Source organism: Nonomuraea sp. NBC_00507, assembly GCF_036013525.1.
Lineage (GTDB): Bacteria > Actinomycetota > Actinomycetes > Streptosporangiales > Streptosporangiaceae > Nonomuraea.
On sequence record NZ_CP107853.1, the window covers coordinates 8,107,285 to 8,127,800 of the forward strand.

Sequence of the window (20,516 nt, forward strand, 5' to 3'; positions counted from 1 at the left end):
CGGGTCACGCCGTGAGCGAGGCGCCCCCGGCGACCAGGAGGATCACATCCACGGCCGCCACGGCGACGGCCGTGACGAACGGCACCCGCGCGGACCTGGCGGCCAGCAGCAACCCCATGGCCGCCAGAGCCGAGGCGGCGGCCACCGCCAGCCAGCCCGCCACGCCCGCGGCGGCGCCTGCGGGACCGAAAACGAGCAGACAGGTGGCGGCCACCAGTGGCACCGGCACCAGGAGCCGCACGCGGGCGGCGCCCATGCGCTGCGGCCAGCCACGCACACCGCTGTCCAGGTCGCCCGCGATGTCCGGCAGCACGTTGGCCAGATGCGCGCCCACACCGAGCAACGCGGCCGCCGCGACCGCCCACCACGCCGGCCACGGCTCACCGGGCAAGCCCAGCGTCACGAAGGCCGGCAGCACGCCGAACCCCACGGCGTAAGGCGCCCACGACAGGACGGTCGCCTTCAGCCCGACGTCGTACCCCCACGCCGCCAGCACCCCCGCGAGGTGCAGCCCGCCCGCCCACCAGCCGGAGGCCAGCGACAACGGCACGCAGCAGGCCAGGGCCACAACAGCGGCGACCCAGACGGCACGCACGCTCACCGCGCCGCTCGCGACGGGCTTGCCCACGCGCCCGGCCGCCGCGTCCCGCCCGGCGTCGATCGCGTCGTTGCACCAGCCGATCGACAGCTGCCCCGCCAGCACGGCCGCACCCGCCAGCACGCACCCGGCCACATCGCGCCCCGTGGCCACGGCCAGCGCGGTGACCAGAGCGGTCACGGCCGCGGTCGGGCCGGGATGGCACGCGCGCACCAGCCCGACGGCCAGCCGGCCCGGCCCAACGACGGCGGCGGCCCGCCCGGGGTCGGGGTCGGGGTCGGTCACACAGTGATCGTAGACCGGGCGATCGCCGCCGAGAATTCCCACGCCCCATACATGGCTTAAATGACCATGTGGACGGGAAAGTGCGGGGAGCGAGAGTTGTCGGCAGCCGAGGGAGAACTGCATGACCCATATCGCCGCAGTCCGTTACGCCTTCCCTCCCCACCGATACCCACAAGCCCAGCTCACCGACATGGCCGCCCGCCTCTGCCTGCCCCACAACGCCGACCGGCGCCTCCTCGACCGCCTGCACCGCAACGCCCAGGTGGACTACCGCAACCTCGCCCTGCCCATCGACCAGTACGACAAGCTCAACGGCTTCGGCGCCGCCAATGACGCCTTCATCTCCGTCGCCGAAGAGCTGGGACTCCAGAGTGTGAAGGCCGCCCTGGACGCCGCCGCACTGAAACCGACCGACGTCGACATGATCATGTTCACGTCGGTGACCGGCATCGCCGCACCCTCCATCGACGCCCGCCTGGCGGCGGCACTCGGCCTGCGGCCCGACGTCAAACGGATCCCCATCTTCGGCCTGGGCTGCGTCGCCGGAGCGGCAGGCATCGCCAGAATCCACGACTACCTGCACGGCTGGCCCGACCACGTGGCCGTCCTGCTGTCGGTGGAGTTATGCTCACTCACCGTCCAGCGAGGCGACTCCTCACCCGCGAACCTCGTCGCCAGCGCGCTGTTCGGCGATGGCGCCGCCGCCGTCGTGGCCTGCGGCAGCGGACGACAGACGGCCGGCCCCACCGTCGTGGCCACCCGCAGCCACCTGTATCCAGGCTCCGAGCACGTCATGGGATGGCAGGTAGGCGACACCGGATTCCGGGTGATGCTGGACGCAAGCGTCCCGGCCCTCGTACGACGCCACCTGGCCCACGACGTGCACCACTTCCTGGCCGACCACGGCGTGACAGCCAGCGACGTGACGGCCTGGGTATGCCATCCCGGCGGGCCGAAAGTGCTCCAAGCCGTGTCCGACGAGCTCAGCCTGCCCACGCACGCACTCGACGTCACCTGGCGCTCGCTGGCGGCCCACGGCAACCTGTCCTCCTCCTCAGTCCTGCACGTGCTCGCCGACACCCTCGCCACCCGCCCGCCCGAACCGGGAACCTGGGGACTGATCATCGCCATGGGGCCCGGCTTCTGCTCGGAACTCGTCCTGATCCGCTGGTGACCGCACCCATGACCCGACTTCTGGTGACCGCCTCATGACCTGGTATCTGATACTCGTCCTGCTGGTCGGCCTGGAACGCGTGGCCGAACTGGTCGTCGCCCGCCGCAACGCCGCATGGAGCATGGCACGCGGCGGCGTCGTAACCGGTCAGGGGCACTATCCGTGGATGGTGGCCCTGCACACCGGGCTGCTCGTCTGCGCGCCACTGGAGGTGGCGCTGGGGGAGCGACCCTTCCTTCCCGCGCTCGGCTGGCCCATGCTCGCCCTCGCCGTGGCGGCCCAGGCCTTGCGGTGGTGGTGCATCACCACGCTCGGGCCGCGCTGGAACACGCAGGTGATCGTGGTGCCCGGCCTGCCGCTGGTGACCCGCGGCCCCTACCGCCTCCGGTGGCTGCGGCATCCCAACTACGTGGCGGTGGCGGTAGAGGGGCTCGCGCTGCCGCTGGTGCACACGGCCTGGGTGACCGCACTGGCGTTCACCGTGCTCAACGCCGCCCTGATGGTGGTGCGGATCCGATGTGAGAACGCGGCTCTCACCCTCTCCTCGAAGCGGTGACAGCGTGATCGACGTGCTCGTCGCCGGCGGCGGCCCGGCCGGACTGGCGACAGCCGTACACGCGGCGCTGGCAGGGATGGAAGCGGTCATCGTCGAACCCCGCGCCTGCCCCGTGGACAAAGCGTGCGGCGAGGGCATCATGCCCGGCGGGGTGACGGCACTCGAGGCGATGGGAGTGCAGATCGAGGGACGCGCGTTCCGCGGCATCCACTACCTCGACGGCCGCAAAGACGTGCGAGCCACCTTCTCCACCACCCCCGGACTGGGCGTACGCCGCACACAGCTGCATGCCGCACTCGCGCGCCGAGCCGCCGAACTGGGCGTCAAGACCATCACCGGCAAGATCACCCACGTCGAGCAGAACCGAGACGCAGTCCAGGCCGCCGGGCTGCGAGCCCGCTGGCTGGTGGCCGCCGACGGACTGCACTCCCCGCTGCGCCGCTCCCTCGGCCTCGACCTCCCCGCACGCGGACCCCGCAGATACGGCCAGCGCCGGCACTACAGGATCGAACCATGGACCGACTTCGTCGAGGTCCACTGGTCGAGCGCCGGCGAGGCCTACGTCACCCCCGTCGCCGAGGACCTGATCGGCATCGCCATACTCAGCTCGGCGCGGCGCGGCTACGACGAGCACCTGCGCGCCTTCCCCGCCCTGAACCGCCGCCTGCGCGGCCCCGCCGTCACCCCCGTGCGCGGCGCGGGCCCGCTGCGCCAGGCCGTGCGCACCCGCCGCGCCCAACGCGTCCTGCTGGTCGGAGACGCCGCCGGCTACATGGACGCGCTCACCGGCGAGGGCCTCTCCCTGGCCGTACGCTCGGCCGAACTGCTGGTCAGATGCCTGGCCGAGGACCGGCCCGAGGACTACGACGGCGCATGGCTGCGGCTGTCTCGCACGCACCGGCTGCTGACGGGCGCGCTGGTGCAGGCCACGCGCCGCCCCGGCACGGCCCGGCTGGTGGTGCCCGCCGCCCGCCGCCTGCCCGGCCTGTTCACCGGCATCGTCAGGATCCTCGCCTGACCCTTTTCGTGGGGGAGGGGTGAGCCCTTGCCACAGCACACCTGTCGCGGGCAGGAGACCCGATGATGAGCCAGACCGTTCACGACGCCCTTCGTACGTTTCCCGATCCCGCATGGCGATGCCGTTCATCACTGACCATGACCTTGCCGGACGGACCTCTCACAAGTGGGGCAGCAAGGTACATATGCGTGATACCGAACAGAATCCACGTTCTGTCTGGTATCGCACTACATGTCCATCATTGAGCGAATTCACGATGCGAGGGCGCCGCCCATCGGCGGCCCGGGTCGCGGGGAAGCAGGTCTGCAACGGGGCGTCCCGTGACCGTCACAGCCGGTTGACGAAACGCGCGGCGGCGCTCTGGCTCATGCCGGTTTCGCCGCGTACCAGGAAGACGGCTTCCTGGATCTGGCCGAGGGCTTTGAGCTCGCGGGCCTGGTCGACCAGATCGGCGCTCGGGTTGGGGCGGTTGCGAGGCCGCTGGGTCAGGCGTGCGGCGACGATGATGAGCCAGATCGCGGTTGCGGTGATGACGGCCGTGAGCACGATGATGCTCGGGGTCGCGATCTCCAGGGGTGACATGGGCTGCGACTTCCCGCGGTTCGGGGGTTTATGCGGCGGTTCGTTCGTTGCTTGATAATGAACATTATGTCAAGTAGGCGCGGTCGGCGCCGGGTGGGGCTCCCCTCGGCGGATGAGGGTGCAGCGTCTGATGGGACAGTTGTTTCCGTCACACCCGGGCGCCCGGATCCGAGGCTCGACGGTGGGCGGCGCGGGGCGGGATCGGCGTCCTGAGCGGCGCTTTCGCCACATGCGCGGCCACCGCGGCGCCACTGCCGTGGCTGGTCGGCTGGTCTGACGGCGGGTTTGACGTTATGTTGATTCGCTGTCCTTCGCACCGGTTGTGGACTTAAGGTGGAGCTTCTGCTATCCGCGCCGCGAGAGGAGCAGCACGTGGGGAGCCAGTCGGTATTGTGCCCGGTGTGTCAAGGGGTTGTGCCCGCTTCGGGTAAGGAGTCGTATACGGCACTGAGGGGCCGTCTGATCGTGACCAATGGGTACTGCGCCGGCGGGTGTGCCGAGCGGCGTGTGGAGACGGCTGAGCAGACGCGGCAGGTGGCGCGTCCGGAGCCGGTGGCCGGTGCGGAGGCTGCGCCGATGCGGCCGGCCGTGGCCGGTGGGCGGCCTGGTGGTGGGCCGTTGCGGGTGGTGCGCTGAGCCATTGATGTGCTGAACCCGCTGGTGTGTCAGACCGTTGGTGTGCTGAGCCGCTCCCCCGTTGCCGGGCCTGGTCAGGCGTGGCCGTCGGTGGTGTGCCAGTAGTCGCGGGTTTCCAGCGCGAGCCCGTCGGGGTCGAAGCGGGCGAAGACGCAGCCGGCCAGGGTGGTGGGGCGGCCGTTGTCGCGGGCGTGGACGCGGAATTCGATCGCGGCCCGGTCTCCGTCGACGAGGGGGATGGCGAAAGTGACGGTGGGTTCGCTTTCGCCGGTGAAGGACCAGGCGATGTAGTCGGCGATGGCCTGTTTGCCGTGGTGCGGGGGGCGGAACGGCATGCTGGTGTGCACGGCGTCGTCGTGGTAGAGGGCGGTGATGGCGGCGACGTCGTGGTGGGTCCAGGCGTGCTGCCAGGTGTCGGCGAAACGCTGGGCGGCCGCTCGGGTGTCCATACCGGTCATTGTGGCCGATGTGTGTGATGCGGTGCCGCGTTTTCAGCCGGTGTAGGGGCGGACGGCGGTGACGGCCGTGATGGGCAGGGGCCCGTACAGGTGGGGGTAGCCGTTTTCGGTGCGGACGTCGAGGCCGGCGGGGTCGATGTCGAGGATGAGCAGCGGTGCGGTGACGTGGCGGTAGTGGGCGGTGTGGACGTCGCGTAGCTGGGCCAGGTCGTGGCTGCAGTGGATGAAGCCTTCTTGCTCGAGGGTGCGGCCGAGGGTGGAGATGCGGTATTCCCCTGCTTGCCGGGCGGCGTGCCAGTCGGCGGCCAGGGCGAGGTGGTGGAGGGTCATGTGGCCTGTGCGGTCCATTCGGTGTCGAGGATGGCGTAGATGGCTTCGCTGGCCCATTCGCCTTTGACGTATTCGTTGTCGATGAGGGTGGCTTCGCGGCGCATGCGGAGTTTTTCCAGGACGCGGGCGGAGGCGGTGTTGCGCGCGTCGAGGCGGCCGGTGATGCGGTGCAGGCCGAGGCCGGTGAAGCCGAGGTGGAGCATGGCGCGGGCGGCTTCTGCGGCGTAGCCGTGGCCGTGGTGGTCGGGGTGGAGGATGTAGCCGATCTCGCCTTGGCGGTGCTGCTTGCTGGTCCAGATGAGCAGGACCGAGCCGATGACGTCGCCGGTGCGGGGCAGGGTGACGGCCAGGTCGAGGGCGTCTCCTTCGTCGCGCAGCGCGGTGCGGGTGGTCTTCTTGTCGAGGAAGGTGCGCGAGGTGTCGCGGTCGCGGGGCTCCCAGTAGAGGTAGCGGGCGACGTCGGGGCGGGATTCGTAGGCGTGGACGGCGTCCAGGTCGGCTGGGGTGAAGGGCCGCAGGAGGAGGCGTTCGGTGGTGATCGGGTAGCGGGGCTGGAGCACGCAGGCAGTGTAGGGAGGGGTCATCGGGGGTGCAAGGCGTTTTCGATGGTGAGGGTGAGCAGGGTGCCGGCGTCCTCCAGGGGGCGTTGTTCGACGACGTGTTCGAGCCAGAGGGCCGAGAGGGTGGTGTAGACGAGGCGGACGCGGGGGTCGGTGCCGGGCAGGTGGAGGGCGTCGGCGATGAGGTGGATGCAGCCGTCGCTCCAGCGGCGGGCGATCTGCTGGAGGACGGGGTCGCGACCGGCGTGGACGTACAGCTCCCACAGGCCGAGCTGGCGGGTGCGGTCGGCGGCGGCGACCTGGGCGGGCAGGCCGAGGAGGCCGTGCTCGGCGATCCAGGCGCGGGTGGTGTCCAGTTCGGCGGTGACGAGCTGGGCGAAGGCTTCGGCCAGGAGCTGGTCGCGTGAGGCGAAGTAGTAGGTGGTGGCGGCCAGCGGCAGGTGGGCGCGTTCGGCGACGGCGCGGTGGGTGACGGCGGCGAATCCTCCGTCGGTGAGCAGGTCGACGGCGGCGGCCAGGAGGGCGGCGCGGCGGCGGCGGCCGCGGGCCTGGCCGGTGGTGTGGTGGGGTGCGGAGCCGGGGTGCTCGGGCTGCGGGTTCAATGGCCACCTGCGAGGTTGAGGACGACGACGCCACCGATGATGAGCAGGATACCGCCGATCTTGAGGGGGGTGAGGGTCTCCCCCATGAAGGCGGCGCCGATGAGGGCGATGGCGGCGGTGCCCGCGCCCGACCAGACGGCGTAGGCGGTGCCCATGTCGAGGTGGAGTTTGAGTACTTGGGCCAGGAGGGTGAAGGAGGTGATGTAGCCGGCGGCGACGAGGAGGGTCCAGCCGAGGTGGGTGAAGCCGTTGCTGAGTTTGAGTGCGGAGGTGGCCAGGACTTCGGTGGCGATGGCGAGGGCGAGCAGGAGCCAGGCCATGGGTGTCCCCCAGACTGAAAGTGGTACGAGTGTACCAGTTTATCGCGGCTTTGAGCGCCGGGTGGGCAGCGGGTGGGCCGGCGCCGGTGGATCCGCACCCGTGGGGCGCGTGGTGGGCGGAACTGCTTGAAAACGCAGTCGAATACGTGTTCCACTGGAGGGTGTGGCTTGGGACGCGCTTTCGCTTGTTGACGCCGCCGACGATCGTCCGCTGATCGAGCGGCGCGCGGTGATGCGCGGTGATGTCCTGGAGATGCAGGCCCGCACGATGATCGAGCGGGTGCCGCAGGTCGCGGGCATCGCGCAGCGGTGGGCGGTCTCCCCCTACCGTGGATGCGCCCATGCCTGCCGCGGCTGTGGCGCCCGCGCGGGGCATCGCCGGCTGGGTTTGGACGCGGGGCGGGATTTCGAGACGCGGATCGTGGTGAAGCCGAACGCGGTGACGCGGTTGCGGGCGGATCTGGCGCGCTGGGGCGGTGAGGAGCTGGCGGCCGGAGTCAGCGGCGACTGTTATCAGGCGGCGGAGGAGACCTACCGGTTGATGCCGGGGGTGATCGGGGCGCTGGCCGAGGCGGGGGTGCCGTTCACCGTCTACACCAAGGGGCCCCTGGTGTTGCGTGACGCCGACCTGCTGGCGCAGGCGGGGGCGCAGGTGGCGGTGTCGATCGCGTTCGTGGACGAGCGGATCCGGCGGGCGGTGGAGCCGGGCGCGCCGTCGGCGCAGGCCCGGCTGGAGCTGGTGTCGGCTCTGGTGGAGGCCGGGGTGGCGTGCCGGGTGCTGATGGCGCCGGTCTTGCCGCTGCTGAGCGACGCGGCCGATCAGCTGGCGGCGACGGTGCGGCGGATCGCGGGCACGGGGGCGCGGGCGGTGGAGCCGGTGGTGCTCAGGCTGCCGCCGGGCACGCGTGGGTGGTATCTGGAGTGGCTGGGGCAGGCGCATCCGCAGCTGGTGGCCCGTTACGAGGAGTTGTACGACCGGTCGGGGTTGCCGTCGGCCGACTACGAGCAGCGCATCACGGGGCAGATCGCCCAGTTGTGCCGGGTGTACGGGATGGGGTGCGGTCCGGTGGTGGCGCAGGGGCGTGAGCCGCTGGTGGCGCAGCTGGCGCTGGTGTAGATCCTCGAGCCCGGACGTTGCGGGAGGGCGGATCACCCGTGTGCCCGCCGCTCCCCCGGTTTGTCAGGTGGGTGCGGGGGTGGAGCGGGTGGCGAGCTGGTCGAGGGAGACGCCGAGCACGTCGGCCAGCGCCGCGATGGTGAAGAACGCGGGGGTGGCGATCCGGCCGGTTTCGATCTTGCGGAGCGTCTCGGCGGACATGCCGGCGGCGGCGGCGACCTCGACGATGCTGCGCTCGCCCCGGGCTTGGCGCAGCAGGTGGCCGAGGTGCTCGCCGCGCAGGCGTTCCTCGGGGGTGAGTGGAGGTCGGACCATGCCTTCAGTCTACACCCCCGGGATATCAATACCGGTATTGTTATCGTGTAGAGGCGTCGTGGGCGACGATGAGGCCGGAGCCGGGCAGCGGAGCGGCGCCGAGCAGGCGCAGGCAGTGCGGGTGAAGGGCGGTGTGCCGCCGCCGAGCATGCCGGTGCCGATCATGAGGTGCGGTTCGACGACCAGGCCGCTGGCCGGCAGGTCGTTCCAGAGCGCGTGGCCGCCGAACAGGAGGATGTCGCCCTGGCCGGGGGCCGCTGTTGAGCTCGTTGGTCGCCGTGTGGGCCTTGGCGCGGGCGACGATGCGGGTGTGTGCCACGGCGCGGTCTGCTCGGGGTGGGGGCGCCGGACACGACGACCTTGTCGGTGCGGCAGGCAGCCGCGTGGCGTTGTCGTCGTCGAACGCCTCCTCGAACGGCAGCGCCATGACGTCGCCGCCGGGCCCTTCGACGTGGTCGTTCGAGCGAGACGATGGTGCACACGATGAGCCGGCGCAGGTCCGGGTCTTCCCGTCGGCGTGGGAGAGACGGCGCCGGTGGCGGATTCATCGCTCCCGCCGGGGTTTTTCCGCGGTCGGGCTACGTACGTACCGCATCTAGGTACCCATATGGGGATTTGTCCCGTATTGGCTGCTTCGGGGCGGTGCGCATGCTGGACACATGCTCACGCAATCGGGGGAAAGGATCAGCGTGGAAACCATGTGCCAGCCGCACTTCACCCAAGGCAACCTGTCGCGGGAAAAACCCGCCTGGCGTCTGCCCTCCTGGAACGGCCTGCTGGCCGTAGGACATGACCTGGCGCTGCGCGCCGGATGGGCCGGACAGGAACGCACCGTCACCTGGACGCTGTCGGCCCGGCCCTCGGCCGTGCGCACCGCGCGCCGCCTGAGCGCCGCCCGGCTGTCGGCCTGGCAGCTGGCCGAGCCCACCACTGAGACCGCCGCTGTGCCCGCCGCTGAAACCGCCACGGGGACCGCGGTGCAGCTGGTCGAGCGGCTCGTCGCCGACGCCCTCGCCCACGGCGCCGAGAAGATCAAGCTGACGTTGTCGGCCGAGGACGGCCTGCTGCGCTGCGAGGTCGACGAGCAGCGCGCCTCCCCTGCGGTCGTCCGGCCCTCCCGCGCCGCCTGCGCCGACCTGGACCGGCTGGCGTGCTGCTGGGGCGCCGCCGGCGCCGCCGTCTGGTTCGAGCTGCGCCTGACGCCGCAGCACTGACCGTTGAAAGGGAGTCACCCCTACCGTGCGCAGAATTCAGATCCGCACCACCAAGAAACCCCGTATCCGGCTCGGCCTGGACCTGCGGACCCCGTCAGGGCGGGCACTGCCGTACTGACCGGCAGCCGGCCCGGGCCACAAGCACGCCCGATGGCCGGTTCCGGCCCCCTATGCTGCCACAAGGCCGGAACCGGTGCCTGATCACGACGCCGCGTCGTCGTCGGCGCGGGCCTGCTCGCCCACCCACACCGCGATCTGGGCGCGGGAGCTGAACCCGAGCTTGGTCAGGATGTGCTCGATGTGGCCCTCCGCGGTCCGCTGGGCGATCACCAGGGAGGCCGCGATCTCCTTGTTCGTCATCCCCTGCGCCACCAGCTGAGCGATCTCCCGCTCGCGGCGCGTCAGCGGCGCCTGCTCCCCCTTGGCCTCCGGCGCCTGCCTGGTCTCCGCGCCGCCGGGCTTGTCCTCGGCCAGCGCGTAGGCCACCGCCTCCTCATACGGCAGCCGGGCGCCCCGCCGCACCGCCGCCGCGAAAGCCCCCTCCCCCAGCGCCTGACGCGTACGCGCCTGGCACTCGTCGTGATAGCCGGCCAGATGCCCGTACCCCGACAGCGGCGCCCCGACCAGGCTCCACACGCTCTCCAGCACGCCCAGCAGCCGCGCGGCCCGCTCGTACAGGCCTTGTGTGGCGGCGATCCAGGCCAGCACCTCGATCGTGATCCCCACGCCCAGCTGGTCGCCGAGCGACCGGTTGAACGCCAGGCTCTGGCGCTCCAGTTCGGTGGCGCGCGGCAGGTCTCCCTGACGCCACACCTCCACCCCCAGCGCCATCATCGTGTACGCCTTGTGCCAGCCCTCCCCGTGGGCCTCGCATACCGCCAGGGCCTGCTCGGCCGTGGCGATGGCTGCCTGCGACTGGCCCAGGAACGAGCGGGCCAGCGACAACCGGATGAGCGACAGGGCCAGCCCGACCGGGTCGCCGGTGGCGCGATGGCGGTGCAGGGCCCGCTCGTAGCAGCCGATCGCGTCCTGGGGGCGCTCCTGGCACATGGCGACCATGCCGGAGAACAGCTCGGCGTACCCCAGCAGCGCCTCGTCATCCAGGCGCAGGCCGATGCGCCGGCACTCCTCCAGCATGGCCTGCGCGGCCGGCAGGTCGGCCTGGATGACGGCCAGCCAGCCGCCGGCCCACAACGCGCGGCCGCGTACGTCGTCAGGTGAGGAAACGGTGGCCAGTCCCCGTTCCAGCCAGGCCCGTCCCTCACCTAGGTAATAACTGGTGATCCAGTGATACAGCAGATCGGCGGCCATGCTCAGCCCGGTCGTGGCATCGGCCGGCGTCGTCAGCCAGCCGTCCAGGGCGCTGCGCAGGTTGGCGTGCTCCAGCTGCAGCCGGGTGAACCAGGCCACCTGATCCGGCCCGAACACCTGCGCACGGGCACGGACGGCCAGGTCGCGATAATAAGCGCGATGCCGCCGCCGCAGCCGCGTCTCCTCGCCGCGCTCGCGCAACCGCTCGCGGCCGTACTGGCGCAGTGTCTCCAGCATCCGGTAGCGGACGCCGCCCGGATGGTCTTCTCGAATCAGCACGGACTTGTCCACCAGGCCGATCACCAGGTCGAGGACGTCCTCGCGGTCGATGCCGCTCCCGCAGCAGACCGTCTCGGCCCCCTCCAGGTCCAGGCTCCCGGCGAACACCGAGGCTCGATGCCATAGCAGCCGTTCCTCCTCCGAACATAGGGCGTGACTCCAGTCGATCAGGGCGCGCAGCGTCTGGTGGCGCGGCAGCACCGCCCGCGACCCGCCGGTCAGCAGCCGGAACCGGTCGTCCAGCCGCTCCAGCAGCTGCTTGGCCGACAGGGCGCGCAGCCGCACGGCGGCCAGCTCGATCCCCAGGGGCAGGCCGTCCAGGCGGCGGATGATGCCGGAGACGATGTCGCGGTTGTCGTCGGTGACGGCGAACGAGGGCACCACGGCACGGGCCCGCTCGGTGAACAGCTGCACCGCGTCCGTCTGCGTCAGCGTCTCCAGCGGCGTGCTGCCGTTGCCGTTGGGCAACGGCAGCGGCGCCACCGGCACCGCGTGCTCGCTGGCGATGCCCAGGACGTGCCGGCTGGTGGCCAGGATGCGCAGCTCGGGTGCGGCGCGCAGCAGGGTGTCGGCCAGCACGGCGCACTCGCCCACGACGTGCTCGCAGTTGTCCAGGATCATCAGGGCCTGCTTGTCGCGCAGGTGGTCGATCAGGACCCGCATCGGCGGCGTGGTGCTGTGGTCGAGGATCTCCAGTGCCTCGGCCACGGCCCGGGTCAGCATGTCCGGCTTCTCCAGCGTGGCCAGTTCCACCAGCCACACACCGTCGCGGAAGGCGCGCCGCACCTCGTGGGCGACGCGCAGCGCCAGGCGTGTCTTGCCGACTCCGCCGACGCCGGTCAGCGTGACCGCCCGCGAGACGGACAGCAGCTGCCGGACCTCGGCCACCTCCTGCCGACGTCCCACGAAACTCGTCACCTCGGCCGGGAGGCTGCCGCTGTGCTGCCCCCGGGAGGCGCTGTTCGTCACCGTTGTCATGGCGCCTTTCACGACGCGGCCTGGCGGGTCACCATGGCGCCGTGACCCCGTCGTCGCCCCCAGGTTATGTCCCGGCCGTTTTCCGGGGCCGTTCACGCTAAAAACCCACAGGAAGTTTTTGCCTCCCATGGGCATGCCGCGACCCCGCCTTGACCAGCCTCCGCAGGGCGCGCGGCACGGATCGCGAGGGAGGATCCGTGCCGCGCTCGTGCGGCCGGTGCGCGGCGCACCGGGTCGCCCTGTGCGCGTGAGCAGGGGGACCTCACGCGTCCAGAGCCGCGGGCGCCGGGAGCGCCGTGGAGGAGAACGTCCAGGGCGCCGGCGGCGCCCCGGACGGGGTGGGCGGCCTCATGCCGCGGTCAGCACCGGTACGGGCACGACGCTGCGCCCATCGGGCAGCAGCTCGCCGGTGTCGTCGAAGAACACCACCCCGTTGCACAGCAGGCCCCATCCCTGCTCGGGGTGGTAGGCGACCAGACGCGCGGCCTCGCGGCCGGCGGAGTCGGCGGGCGGGCATGGAGGCAGATGCTGGCACATGACGCGAATCCTCGAACTTTCCGGTTCCCTCGCTCCCCGCCTTCTCGCGGGTCACACCATCAGCGTGCCTCCACACCCACCCCTAGAAAGAGGTGATAAATCCCCATTTAGGTACCTATGTCACGTACGTAAGTGGAGGGCCGCCCCCACCCGGAGACGACCCTCCACCCCAGCCGTCAGCCGGCTGCGCGCACCGGCTGGCGCAACACCGTCCGCGGAAGCGGAGCGTCGAACGCCGTCAGATACACCTCGTGATGCATCCCGTGAGGCACCAGGCCCTTCCCGGCCATGAACTCCTCCATCACCGCCAGCGACACATGCTCCTCACTGAACGGCCCTTCGTGAACCACCTCCACACACAACCCCTCTGTGAACGTCACCACCTGCACCCGATCCACCGCCGCCCCCGAGCCCCGCGCCGCCTCCCGCGCCCGCTCCAGCGCCCCCGCCTCCACCGGCCCCGCCGGCGGCAGCAGCAGGTGCCAGCGCCACGACTCCCGCTCCACCTCCAGCCCCGGCCGCTCGTCCTCCACCCACCACAGGCCCTCCAGCGGCCCACCCGGCCCGCCCATCGGCCCGGCCACCGCATACAGCGCCCGGATCGCGGCCCCATGCTCGGCCCCGCCCGGCTCCCCCACCCCCGACACGCACAATCGCGTCACCGCACCATGCGTCACCAGCTCAGGGATCATTGCTCCTCCTCCATCGCGACCATCACGTCCGTCGTCAGCTCCTCCGGCGAGGTGAGCGCCGGATCCGACACGTACAGCTCACGGATCGGGCCAGCCACCGCATGCCGCCGCTCGGCACACCACGCCAGCACGGCATGCGCCGTCAACGAAATCTGCTCATAAGGCCCGACATGCGTCGCACACGCGAACACACCACCGGGCAGAACCTGCACCTCCGCTCCCCCGCCCAGCTCCTCACCCACCGATCCGCCCACCTCATCGCCCAGCACCAGCGCGACCGACACCTCCACCACCTCGCCCAGCTCCACCGGGAACAACCCGATCAGCCGCACCTCCGCCCCGCCCGCCGGCAGGCACCGCAACACCCGGCGCACCGCCGCCGACGTGGCCCGCCCGATGTCCTCCGGGCCCCGCGCCACCTCCCGCACCACCGCCACCCGCCGCGGCGGCTCGGCCACCAGCCGCACCCGCGCCGACGGCAACCCCTCGGCCATCACCCGCTCCAAAGCCGCCAGCATCCGCCGCCGCCGCGCCAGCTCCGCCTCCAGCTCCGCACGCACCGGCGCCAGCGCCTGCGGCCCGCCCGCCAGCACCTGCGCCACCACCGCCAACGGCACGTCCATCGACCGCAGCAACCCGATCGCCAGCGCCTCCCGCGCCTGCGCCGCCCGGTAATACCGGTAACCCGTCCCCGCGTCCACATACGCCGGCCGCAACAACCCCAGCTCGTCGTAGTGCCGCAACTGCTTGACGCTCAACCGGCCCAGCCGGGCGAACTGCCCGATCGGCAGCAGATCCTCTTCCACACCCCCAGCATGGGGCCTCCCCCCAAGGGAGAGTCCAGCCGGCTTGACCCTCACGCAACGGCAGAGCGCACAGTGGAGACATGAGCTTCTCCGTAGGGCAGGTCGCCCGGCTGGCCGGCATCACCGTCCGCACCCTGCACCACTACGACGAGATCGGCCTGCTCACCCCCGGCGAGCGCACCCGCGCCGGCTACCGCCGCTACACCGACGCCGACCTCGTCCGCCTGCAGCACATCCTCCTCTACCGCGAACTCGGCTTCCCCCTGGAGGAGATCGCCGTCATCCTCGACGAACCCCCCACCGACGAGCTCACCCACCTGCGCCGCCAGCACGAGCTGCTCACCCGCCGCGCCCAGCACCTGCAGCACGTCATCGCCGCCGTCGAACGCGCCATGCAGGCCCGCACCCTCGACCTCCCCCTCACGCCCGAAGAACGCTTCGAGATCTTCGGCGGCTTCCGCCCCGAAGACCACGACGCCGAAGTCGAACGCCGCTGGGGCGGCACCGCCCAGTACGCCGAAAGCCGCCGCCGCGTCGCCGCCTACACCAAGGCCGACTGGCTCGAGCTCAAGGCCGAGGCCGCCGCCATCGGCGGCGACCTCGTCGCCGCCGTCAAGGCCGGACTGCCCGCCGACGGCGAGCACGCCATGGACCTGGCCGAACGCCACCGCGGCCACATCACCCGCTGGTTCTACGACTGCAGCCACGACATGCACCGCCACCTGGGCGACCTGTACGTCGACGACCCCCGCTTCACCGCCGCCTACGACGCCCTCGCCCCCGGCCTGGCCGGCTACCTGCGCCAGGCCATCCACGCCAACGCCCGCCGCCACCCCTGATACATACCCTTGCAGGCATATAACCGGGTGAGTATATTCGGGATATGCGCTTCGACGTGCTCGCAGAACCCGCCCGACGCCACATCCTCGACCTGCTCCTCGAACGGCCCCGCCTCGTCGGCGAACTCACCGCCCACCTCGGCCTCACCCAGCCCGGCACCTCCAAACACCTGCGCGCCCTGCGCGAAGCCGGCCTCGTCACCGTCCGCAAAGACGCCCAACGCCGCTGGTACGAACTCCGCCCCGCCCCCCTCGCCGAAATCGACGCCTGGCTCACCCCCTACCGCCGGCTCTGGACCCACACCCTCGACCGCCTCGAAGCCCACCTCGACACCATGGAGGACGACCAGTGAACGAAACCCTCACCCTGCACCCCGACGGCCGCACCACCGTCCGCATGCAACGCCGCCTCCCCCACCCACCCGGCAAGGTCTGGCGCGCCATCACCCAGCCCGAACACCTCGCCGCCTGGTTCCCCGCCGAGGTCACCATCGACGGCGACCGCATCACCCACCACGACCCACCCCACGTCTTCGCCCACACCTGGGGCGACGACCACCTCCGCTGGGAGCTCGAGCCCGACGGCCCCGGAACCCTGCTCACCTTCACCCACACCTTCACCGACCGCCACGGCGCCGCCAGCTTCACCACCGGCTGGCACACCTGCATCGCCGCCCTGCGCGCCCACCTCGACGGCCGCCCCTTCCCGCACGACCCCACCGCCATGGCCCGCCTGCACGAGGACTACATCCACATCCTCGGCCTCGACCCCGCCACCGTCGACGGCGACACCCTGCGCCTGGAACGCCAGCTCACCCGCCCCGCCGACGACGTCTGGCACCACCTCGACGGCGACCAGGCCACCCTCGGCGACACGCCCCCCGCGCCCTTCACCGCCACCGGCGTCCCGGCAGGCCCCGTCACCCGCACCGAAACCGGCAAGATCCTCGAATACGACACCCCGAGCGGCACCGTCCGCTGGGAACTGACCCAGGGCACCGGCCACGGCGCGCGCCTGATCCTCACCTGCACCGGCGACCCGGCCACCCTGCCCGCCTGGCGCGTCCGCGTCGAGGAACTGGCCGCTGCCCTCGTCGGTTGGTTGTCGATGGGTGCCTGGCGATTTTGCCGAACCCCGCGCCCTTTACAATGTAGATCACTAAGCGGTGAGGCCCAGCGCGGCCGCCGTCGCCGCTCTGGCACGCCCGGGGGCCATCAGCAGATCCGTCGAATCCGACAGCTGATCCACGCACCCCACCGCCGGCAATCCCTTGATGGTCGCATCCGACACCGACGCCATCAGCGCCTCGGCGAACCGGTCTCCCCCGATCACCCGGAACGGCCGGTCGAAAAACCCCCGCACCCCCTCATCCAGCCGCTCGGCCAGCGCCACCCGGTTCTGCAACGCCGCCACCCGCTCGTACGCCCCCGTCAGCCCCTCCTCGCGCCGGCGCCACGATCGCGCCGCCACGGCGGCCCCCAGGCACTCCCCCAGCTCCGCCGAGCCCGGCAGCCGCGCCAGCGCACTGCCGAGCCATTTGGGATACGGCGGGTAACGGCGGCGCAGCAGCAGCGCCAGCCGCATCACCTCCCGCGCCAGCCGCGCCCCCTCCACGGCCGAGCCCAGCTCATCGCCGACCTCGCCGCACCGGCCGGGAAACGGCTCCTCCTCCGCGATCCGCCGCCACTGACAAGCCAGGACATACCGCCACACGTCCTGCGGATACCAGCGCAACGCCGCCCTGGCCGCCTCCAGCGCGCCCAGCCCGTCGTGGAAGACCTCCCCGCACGTCACCTCGGCCAGGCGCTGCCACGGCACCGACAACCAGTCCAGCAGCGACACCCCGGCCCGCGGGTCGAACCCGAGCATGTCCGTCAGCCACGCGCCCGGCTCCGTCACCGTCACGCCTGGCCGCACCTCGCCGTGGTAGCCGAACACCGTCGGCAACCCGCGGAAACGCTCCGGCAGGCCCGCCACGACCTTGGCCTCCACCTCGGCCACGTCCGCCGCCGCCGTGAACAGCAGCACCCGCGGCCCCCAGTCGTGATCGGCCGACCGCGCGGTGTCGAACGCCAGCACCTCCGACCCCGGGCCGATCAATGCCGCACTGTGCGGCACCCGGGGCACCAACGGGGCCACGACCTCGTGGTAGAAGTCCCGCGACAACTCAATACCAGGCACAAAGTTGGACATCACCCCGTCAACTGTGCACGAGCGCCGCCCGAACCACACCCCGTTTTCCCCGCGGCGGCCCGGCAGGTCAGGAGGCCGGGTCAGGCGGGCACACGCCCGGCCCTCACGCCGCGCAAGCGCGCGTCACAAGATCGCGCCCGGCCGGTACACCGCCGCCTCAGGATGCGCCGCCACGACCTGGCCCACCTGCTGCGAGACCGCCTCCACCTGATCGGCCGCCGCCCCCGTGAACGACACCCGGTCGGCCAGCAACGCCTCCAGCTGCTCACGATCGAGCGGGAAACGCTCATCGCCGGCCAGCAGGTCCAGCAGCGCGTTGCCGGCGCCGCGCGAGCGCATCGCCAGCGCCGCCGCCACCGCGTGTTCCTTGATCAGCTCGTGCGCCTGCTCGCGGCCCATCCCCGCCCGCACCGCCGCCATCAGCATCTTCGTCGTGGCCAGGAACGGCAGGTAGCGGCCCAGCTCGGCGGCGATCACCGCCGGGAAGGCGCCGAACTCCTCCAGCACCGTCAGCATCGTCTCCACCAGCCCGTCGAAGGCGAAGAACGCATCCGGCAGCGCCACCCGCCGCACCACCGAGCACGACACGTCGCCCTCGTTCCACTGGTCGCCCGCCAGCTCCCCCGTCATGGAGGCATAGCCGCGCAGCACCACGGCCAGGCCGTTGACCCGCTCGCACGAGCGCGTGTTCATCTTGTGCGGCATCGCCGACGAGCCGACCTGTCCCTCGGCGAACCCCTCGGTGACGAGCTCGTGCCCGGCCATCAGCCGGATCGTCTTGGCCAGCGACGACGGCGCCGCCGCCAGCTGCACCAGCGCCGTGACGACCTCGAAGTCCAGCGACCGCGGATAGACCTGCCCGACGCTGGTGAAACGGGAGGCGAACCCCAGATGCGCGGCCACCCGGCCCTCCAGCTCGGCCAGCTTGCCGCGGTCACCGCCCAGCAGGTCCAGCATGTCCTGGGCGGTGCCGACCGGGCCCTTGATGCCGCGCAGCGGGTAGCGGCCGATCAGCTCCTCCAGCCGCCGGTAGGCCACCAGCAGCTCATCGGCGGCCGTGGCGAACCGCTTGCCCAGCGTGGTGGCCTGCGCCGCCACGTTGTGCGAGCGGCCCGCCATCACGCTCGCCTCGTGCTCCTCGGCCAGCGTCGCCAGCCGCGCCAGCAGCGCCACCGTCCGGTCGCGCACCAGCAGCAGGCTGTCGCGGATCTGCAGCTGCTCGACGTTCTCGGTCAGGTCCCGCGAGGTCATGCCCTTGTGCACCTGCTCGTGCCCGGCCAGCGCGTTGAACTCCTCGATGCGGGCCTTGACGTCGTGCCGGGTGACGCGCTCCCGCGCCGCGATCGAGTCCAGATCGATCTGCTCGACCACCTTGTCGTAGTCGGCGATCGCGCCCTCCGGGACCGCGATCCCCAGCTCGTCCTGCGCCCGCAACACCGCCAGCCACAACCGCCGCTCCGCGACGATCTTGTATTCGGGCGACCACAGACGGGTCAGCTCCGGCGAGGCATAGCGGGTGGCCAGGACATTCGGGATACGCGGCTTCGACGTCACGTCGGACAAGTCTATGCACCCGCCCGCGACGCCTCGCGCGCAGGCTCAGCGTCCCGGCGGCACGAACACGTACCGCCGCCGGCCCCCGTCCAGCCGCAGCTCCACCGCCGTCCAGAACGCCAGGAACGGGGCCGGCGGCCGGCGGGAGGTCGTGATGACGCCCACCCAGTCGCCCCGCCGCAGCGCGGCCCTGATCGACGACGGCACCGACGACCGGCCGCCGTAATGACGGAAAACCCCATGCGCGGCGCACCGCGTCAGGAAGGCGATCTGCACGGCGTCGTGACCGTACAGGAAACACGGCGGGCGCAGGCCCAGCTGCTGCAGCCGGGCCGCGACCGCCGGATTCACGGCACGGGCGGCGTGGACGGCGCCACCGTGGACGACGACGGACCTCGCCTGCAGGACGAAGTAGCACACCACGGCGGCGACGGCGAGCACCGCGGTGCCGCGTCGCCGGCACAACCACACGACCCCCGCGGCGACCGGGAGGGCCAGCAGGGCGTACGCGGGCAGCAGGAAACGCGGAGCGGCATAGCCGACGGTGAAGAGGTAGACGAAAGCGAGCGACAGGCCGCAGGCCGCGGCCGCCAGCAGTGAGCGTCGCCGCGCCGCCCACACGCCCAGCCCCGCCACGACCGGCACGGCCGCGAACCAGGCGATCTGCGCCAGTGGGTAACCCCCGCACTCGACGCCGAAGCGGCACAGCAGCGGCCCGTTCAAGGCCCGCAGATGATCGGGCAGGCTGAAGTGCAGCCCCGTCGCGTTCTCCGCCCCCGCCGCGCGCAGCCGCGCCAGCGGCCCGCCGAACCGCACCAGCGCCTCGCCCATCCACTGCGCCCAACCGATCGCCAGCCCCGCCGCCACCGCCGCGAGCAGCCGCACCCGCCGCCGCACGATCCCGTACCCGAGCAGCGGCGCCGCCAGCCAGGTCGCATCCGAAGGGCGCAGCAGTGACGCCAGGGCGAACGCCACCACCACCCCGGCCGCGACCAGCCGGGACCGAGGGCGCCCCTCGGCCAGGCAGGCCAGGCCCACCCCGGCGACAGCGCAGTAGGCGAGCCACATGTTCGGCATGGCCTCGTTGCCGTACAGCACCGACAGCCACAGCCCGGCGAACAGCGCGGCGGCCAGCGGCGCGAGCGGCCCCGGCCGCAGCCGGACCCAGGGCGCGTAGGCCAGGAACAGCGCGATCCCGGACAGCACACTCAGATACCCGCGGATGGCCGTCACCGACGGCGTGAGGAGCGCGACGGGCGCGGCCAGGAGCTGAACCCCGCGGGCGCGTGGCGCGGTGAACTCGGCGGCGGGCACGCCGCGGGCCACCTGGCTGAGGTAAACGCTCTCGTCCCAGCCCAGCCCGATCCGCGCCGTGAACACCAGCTGAACCACCGTGGAGCAGACGGCTACCAGCGCCAGCGCCCCGTAGGGGCGGCGCGCGGCGGCCCACACCCGCAGCCGGGCCACCGCGCGCCGCCCCGTCACGGCCGGATCCTGGGACTCATCCATGCGCCCCACGCTACGAACGGCCAGGTAAGAGACCGTTCAGAGCACGGTCAGC

General features: G+C 71.8%; 22 protein-coding genes and 2 pseudogenes. 9 read left to right on the plus strand and 15 right to left on the minus strand.

Annotated features, from left to right (window positions below):
- Positions 1–4: 4 nt before the first annotated feature.
- Positions 5–883, minus strand: a complete 879-nt coding sequence (locus OHA25_RS39125) for a UbiA family prenyltransferase (protein ID WP_327581952.1) — start codon at positions 881–883, stop codon at positions 5–7.
- A gap of 112 nt (positions 884–995) precedes the next feature.
- On the opposite strand from OHA25_RS39125, the pseudogene OHA25_RS39130 reads away from it, so the two are divergent.
- The 4 genes and pseudogenes from OHA25_RS39130 to OHA25_RS39145 all read left to right on the plus strand — a co-directional run.
- Positions 996–1,589 (plus strand): annotated as a pseudogene (locus tag OHA25_RS39130) (type III polyketide synthase); the annotation flags it as partial.
- Between the two features lie 45 nt (positions 1,590–1,634).
- Positions 1,635–2,057 (plus strand): 3-oxoacyl-[acyl-carrier-protein] synthase III C-terminal domain-containing protein, encoded by a 423-nt coding sequence (locus tag OHA25_RS39135; RefSeq protein ID WP_327591106.1) that lies wholly within the window; start codon positions 1,635–1,637, stop codon positions 2,055–2,057.
- 34 nt (positions 2,058–2,091) lie between these two features.
- On the plus strand, positions 2,092–2,613 hold the full coding sequence (locus tag OHA25_RS39140; protein ID WP_327581953.1) for an isoprenylcysteine carboxyl methyltransferase family protein: 522 nt from the start codon (positions 2,092–2,094) through the stop codon (positions 2,611–2,613).
- 4 nt (positions 2,614–2,617) lie between these two features.
- Positions 2,618–3,631: an NAD(P)/FAD-dependent oxidoreductase gene (locus OHA25_RS39145; RefSeq protein WP_327581954.1), complete on the plus strand. Its 1,014-nt coding sequence runs from the start codon at positions 2,618–2,620 to the stop codon at positions 3,629–3,631.
- A gap of 327 nt (positions 3,632–3,958) precedes the next feature.
- On the opposite strand, the gene OHA25_RS39150 is transcribed toward OHA25_RS39145, so the two are convergent.
- From OHA25_RS39150 to OHA25_RS39175, 6 genes are all read right to left on the minus strand, one after another.
- The gene (locus OHA25_RS39150; protein WP_327581955.1) at positions 3,959–4,213 is read right to left on the minus strand and encodes a hypothetical protein; all 255 of its coding nucleotides are present in this window, start codon (positions 4,211–4,213) and stop codon (positions 3,959–3,961) included.
- 710 nt (positions 4,214–4,923) lie between these two features.
- A complete protein-coding gene (locus OHA25_RS39155) occupies positions 4,924–5,298 on the minus strand; it encodes a nuclear transport factor 2 family protein (protein ID WP_305918771.1) in 375 nt (124 codons plus the stop codon).
- 42 nt (positions 5,299–5,340) lie between these two features.
- Positions 5,341–5,637 carry a DUF952 domain-containing protein gene (locus OHA25_RS39160; RefSeq protein ID WP_327581956.1) on the minus strand — a complete coding sequence of 99 codons (297 nt, stop codon included), beginning with the start codon at positions 5,635–5,637 and terminating at the stop codon, positions 5,341–5,343.
- Positions 5,634–6,197 carry a GNAT family N-acetyltransferase gene (locus OHA25_RS39165; RefSeq protein ID WP_327581957.1) on the minus strand — a complete coding sequence of 188 codons (564 nt, stop codon included), beginning with the start codon at positions 6,195–6,197 and terminating at the stop codon, positions 5,634–5,636. Before OHA25_RS39165 ends, OHA25_RS39160 begins: the two co-directional genes overlap by 4 nt.
- A gap of 20 nt (positions 6,198–6,217) precedes the next feature.
- The gene (locus OHA25_RS39170; protein WP_327581958.1) at positions 6,218–6,799 is read right to left on the minus strand and encodes a TetR/AcrR family transcriptional regulator; all 582 of its coding nucleotides are present in this window, start codon (positions 6,797–6,799) and stop codon (positions 6,218–6,220) included.
- Positions 6,796–7,119, minus strand: a complete 324-nt coding sequence (locus OHA25_RS39175) for a DMT family transporter (RefSeq protein WP_327581959.1) — start codon at positions 7,117–7,119, stop codon at positions 6,796–6,798. Before OHA25_RS39175 ends, OHA25_RS39170 begins: the two co-directional genes overlap by 4 nt.
- A gap of 163 nt (positions 7,120–7,282) precedes the next feature.
- Here OHA25_RS39175 and OHA25_RS39180 point away from each other — a divergent pair, with 163 nt between their 5' ends.
- The gene (locus OHA25_RS39180; protein WP_327581960.1) at positions 7,283–8,236 is read left to right on the plus strand and encodes a radical SAM protein; all 954 of its coding nucleotides are present in this window, start codon (positions 7,283–7,285) and stop codon (positions 8,234–8,236) included.
- A gap of 63 nt (positions 8,237–8,299) precedes the next feature.
- Here the strand turns inward: OHA25_RS39180 and OHA25_RS39185 are convergent, their stop codons facing one another.
- Positions 8,300–8,551, minus strand: a complete 252-nt coding sequence (locus tag OHA25_RS39185) for a helix-turn-helix domain-containing protein (RefSeq protein ID WP_127933073.1) — start codon at positions 8,549–8,551, stop codon at positions 8,300–8,302.
- Positions 8,552–9,210: 659 nt separating this feature from the next.
- Between OHA25_RS39185 and OHA25_RS39190 the strand changes: the two genes are divergently transcribed.
- Positions 9,211–9,765: a hypothetical protein gene (locus tag OHA25_RS39190; RefSeq protein WP_327581961.1), complete on the plus strand. Its 555-nt coding sequence runs from the start codon at positions 9,211–9,213 to the stop codon at positions 9,763–9,765.
- 201 nt (positions 9,766–9,966) lie between these two features.
- Here the strand turns inward: OHA25_RS39190 and OHA25_RS39195 are convergent, their stop codons facing one another.
- From OHA25_RS39195 to OHA25_RS39210, 4 genes are all read right to left on the minus strand, one after another.
- Positions 9,967–12,333: an ATP-binding protein gene (locus OHA25_RS39195; RefSeq protein ID WP_327581962.1), complete on the minus strand. Its 2,367-nt coding sequence runs from the start codon at positions 12,331–12,333 to the stop codon at positions 9,967–9,969.
- A 348-nt stretch (positions 12,334–12,681) separates the two neighbouring features.
- Positions 12,682–12,870: a DUF5999 family protein gene (locus OHA25_RS39200; protein ID WP_327581963.1), complete on the minus strand. Its 189-nt coding sequence runs from the start codon at positions 12,868–12,870 to the stop codon at positions 12,682–12,684.
- Positions 12,871–13,046: 176 nt separating this feature from the next.
- Positions 13,047–13,562 (minus strand): hypothetical protein, encoded by a 516-nt coding sequence (locus OHA25_RS39205; RefSeq protein WP_327581964.1) that lies wholly within the window; start codon positions 13,560–13,562, stop codon positions 13,047–13,049.
- Complete coding sequence (locus OHA25_RS39210) at positions 13,559–14,368, minus strand: MerR family transcriptional regulator (RefSeq protein ID WP_327581965.1); 810 nt, start codon at positions 14,366–14,368, stop codon at positions 13,559–13,561. The genes OHA25_RS39205 and OHA25_RS39210 overlap by 4 nt, the downstream gene beginning before the upstream one ends.
- A gap of 80 nt (positions 14,369–14,448) precedes the next feature.
- Between OHA25_RS39210 and OHA25_RS39215 the strand changes: the two genes are divergently transcribed.
- The 3 genes and pseudogenes from OHA25_RS39215 to OHA25_RS61595 form a co-directional block, all read left to right on the plus strand.
- Complete coding sequence (locus OHA25_RS39215) at positions 14,449–15,207, plus strand: MerR family transcriptional regulator (protein ID WP_327581966.1); 759 nt, start codon at positions 14,449–14,451, stop codon at positions 15,205–15,207.
- A 44-nt stretch (positions 15,208–15,251) separates the two neighbouring features.
- Positions 15,252–15,560 (plus strand): ArsR/SmtB family transcription factor, encoded by a 309-nt coding sequence (locus tag OHA25_RS39220; protein ID WP_305918784.1) that lies wholly within the window; start codon positions 15,252–15,254, stop codon positions 15,558–15,560.
- 44 nt (positions 15,561–15,604) lie between these two features.
- Positions 15,605–15,886 (plus strand): annotated as a pseudogene (locus tag OHA25_RS61595) (SRPBCC domain-containing protein); the annotation flags it as partial.
- A 480-nt stretch (positions 15,887–16,366) separates the two neighbouring features.
- On the opposite strand, the gene OHA25_RS39225 reads toward OHA25_RS61595, so the two are convergent.
- From OHA25_RS39225 to OHA25_RS39235, 3 genes are all read right to left on the minus strand, one after another.
- Positions 16,367–17,401 (minus strand): DUF4037 domain-containing protein, encoded by a 1,035-nt coding sequence (locus tag OHA25_RS39225; RefSeq protein WP_327591107.1) that lies wholly within the window; start codon positions 17,399–17,401, stop codon positions 16,367–16,369.
- Positions 17,402–17,524: 123 nt separating this feature from the next.
- Positions 17,525–18,955: an adenylosuccinate lyase gene (purB, locus tag OHA25_RS39230; protein ID WP_327581967.1), complete on the minus strand. Its 1,431-nt coding sequence runs from the start codon at positions 18,953–18,955 to the stop codon at positions 17,525–17,527.
- 45 nt (positions 18,956–19,000) lie between these two features.
- A complete protein-coding gene (locus tag OHA25_RS39235; protein ID WP_327581968.1) occupies positions 19,001–20,464 on the minus strand; it encodes a hypothetical protein in 1,464 nt (487 codons plus the stop codon).
- Positions 20,465–20,516 lie beyond the last annotated feature (52 nt).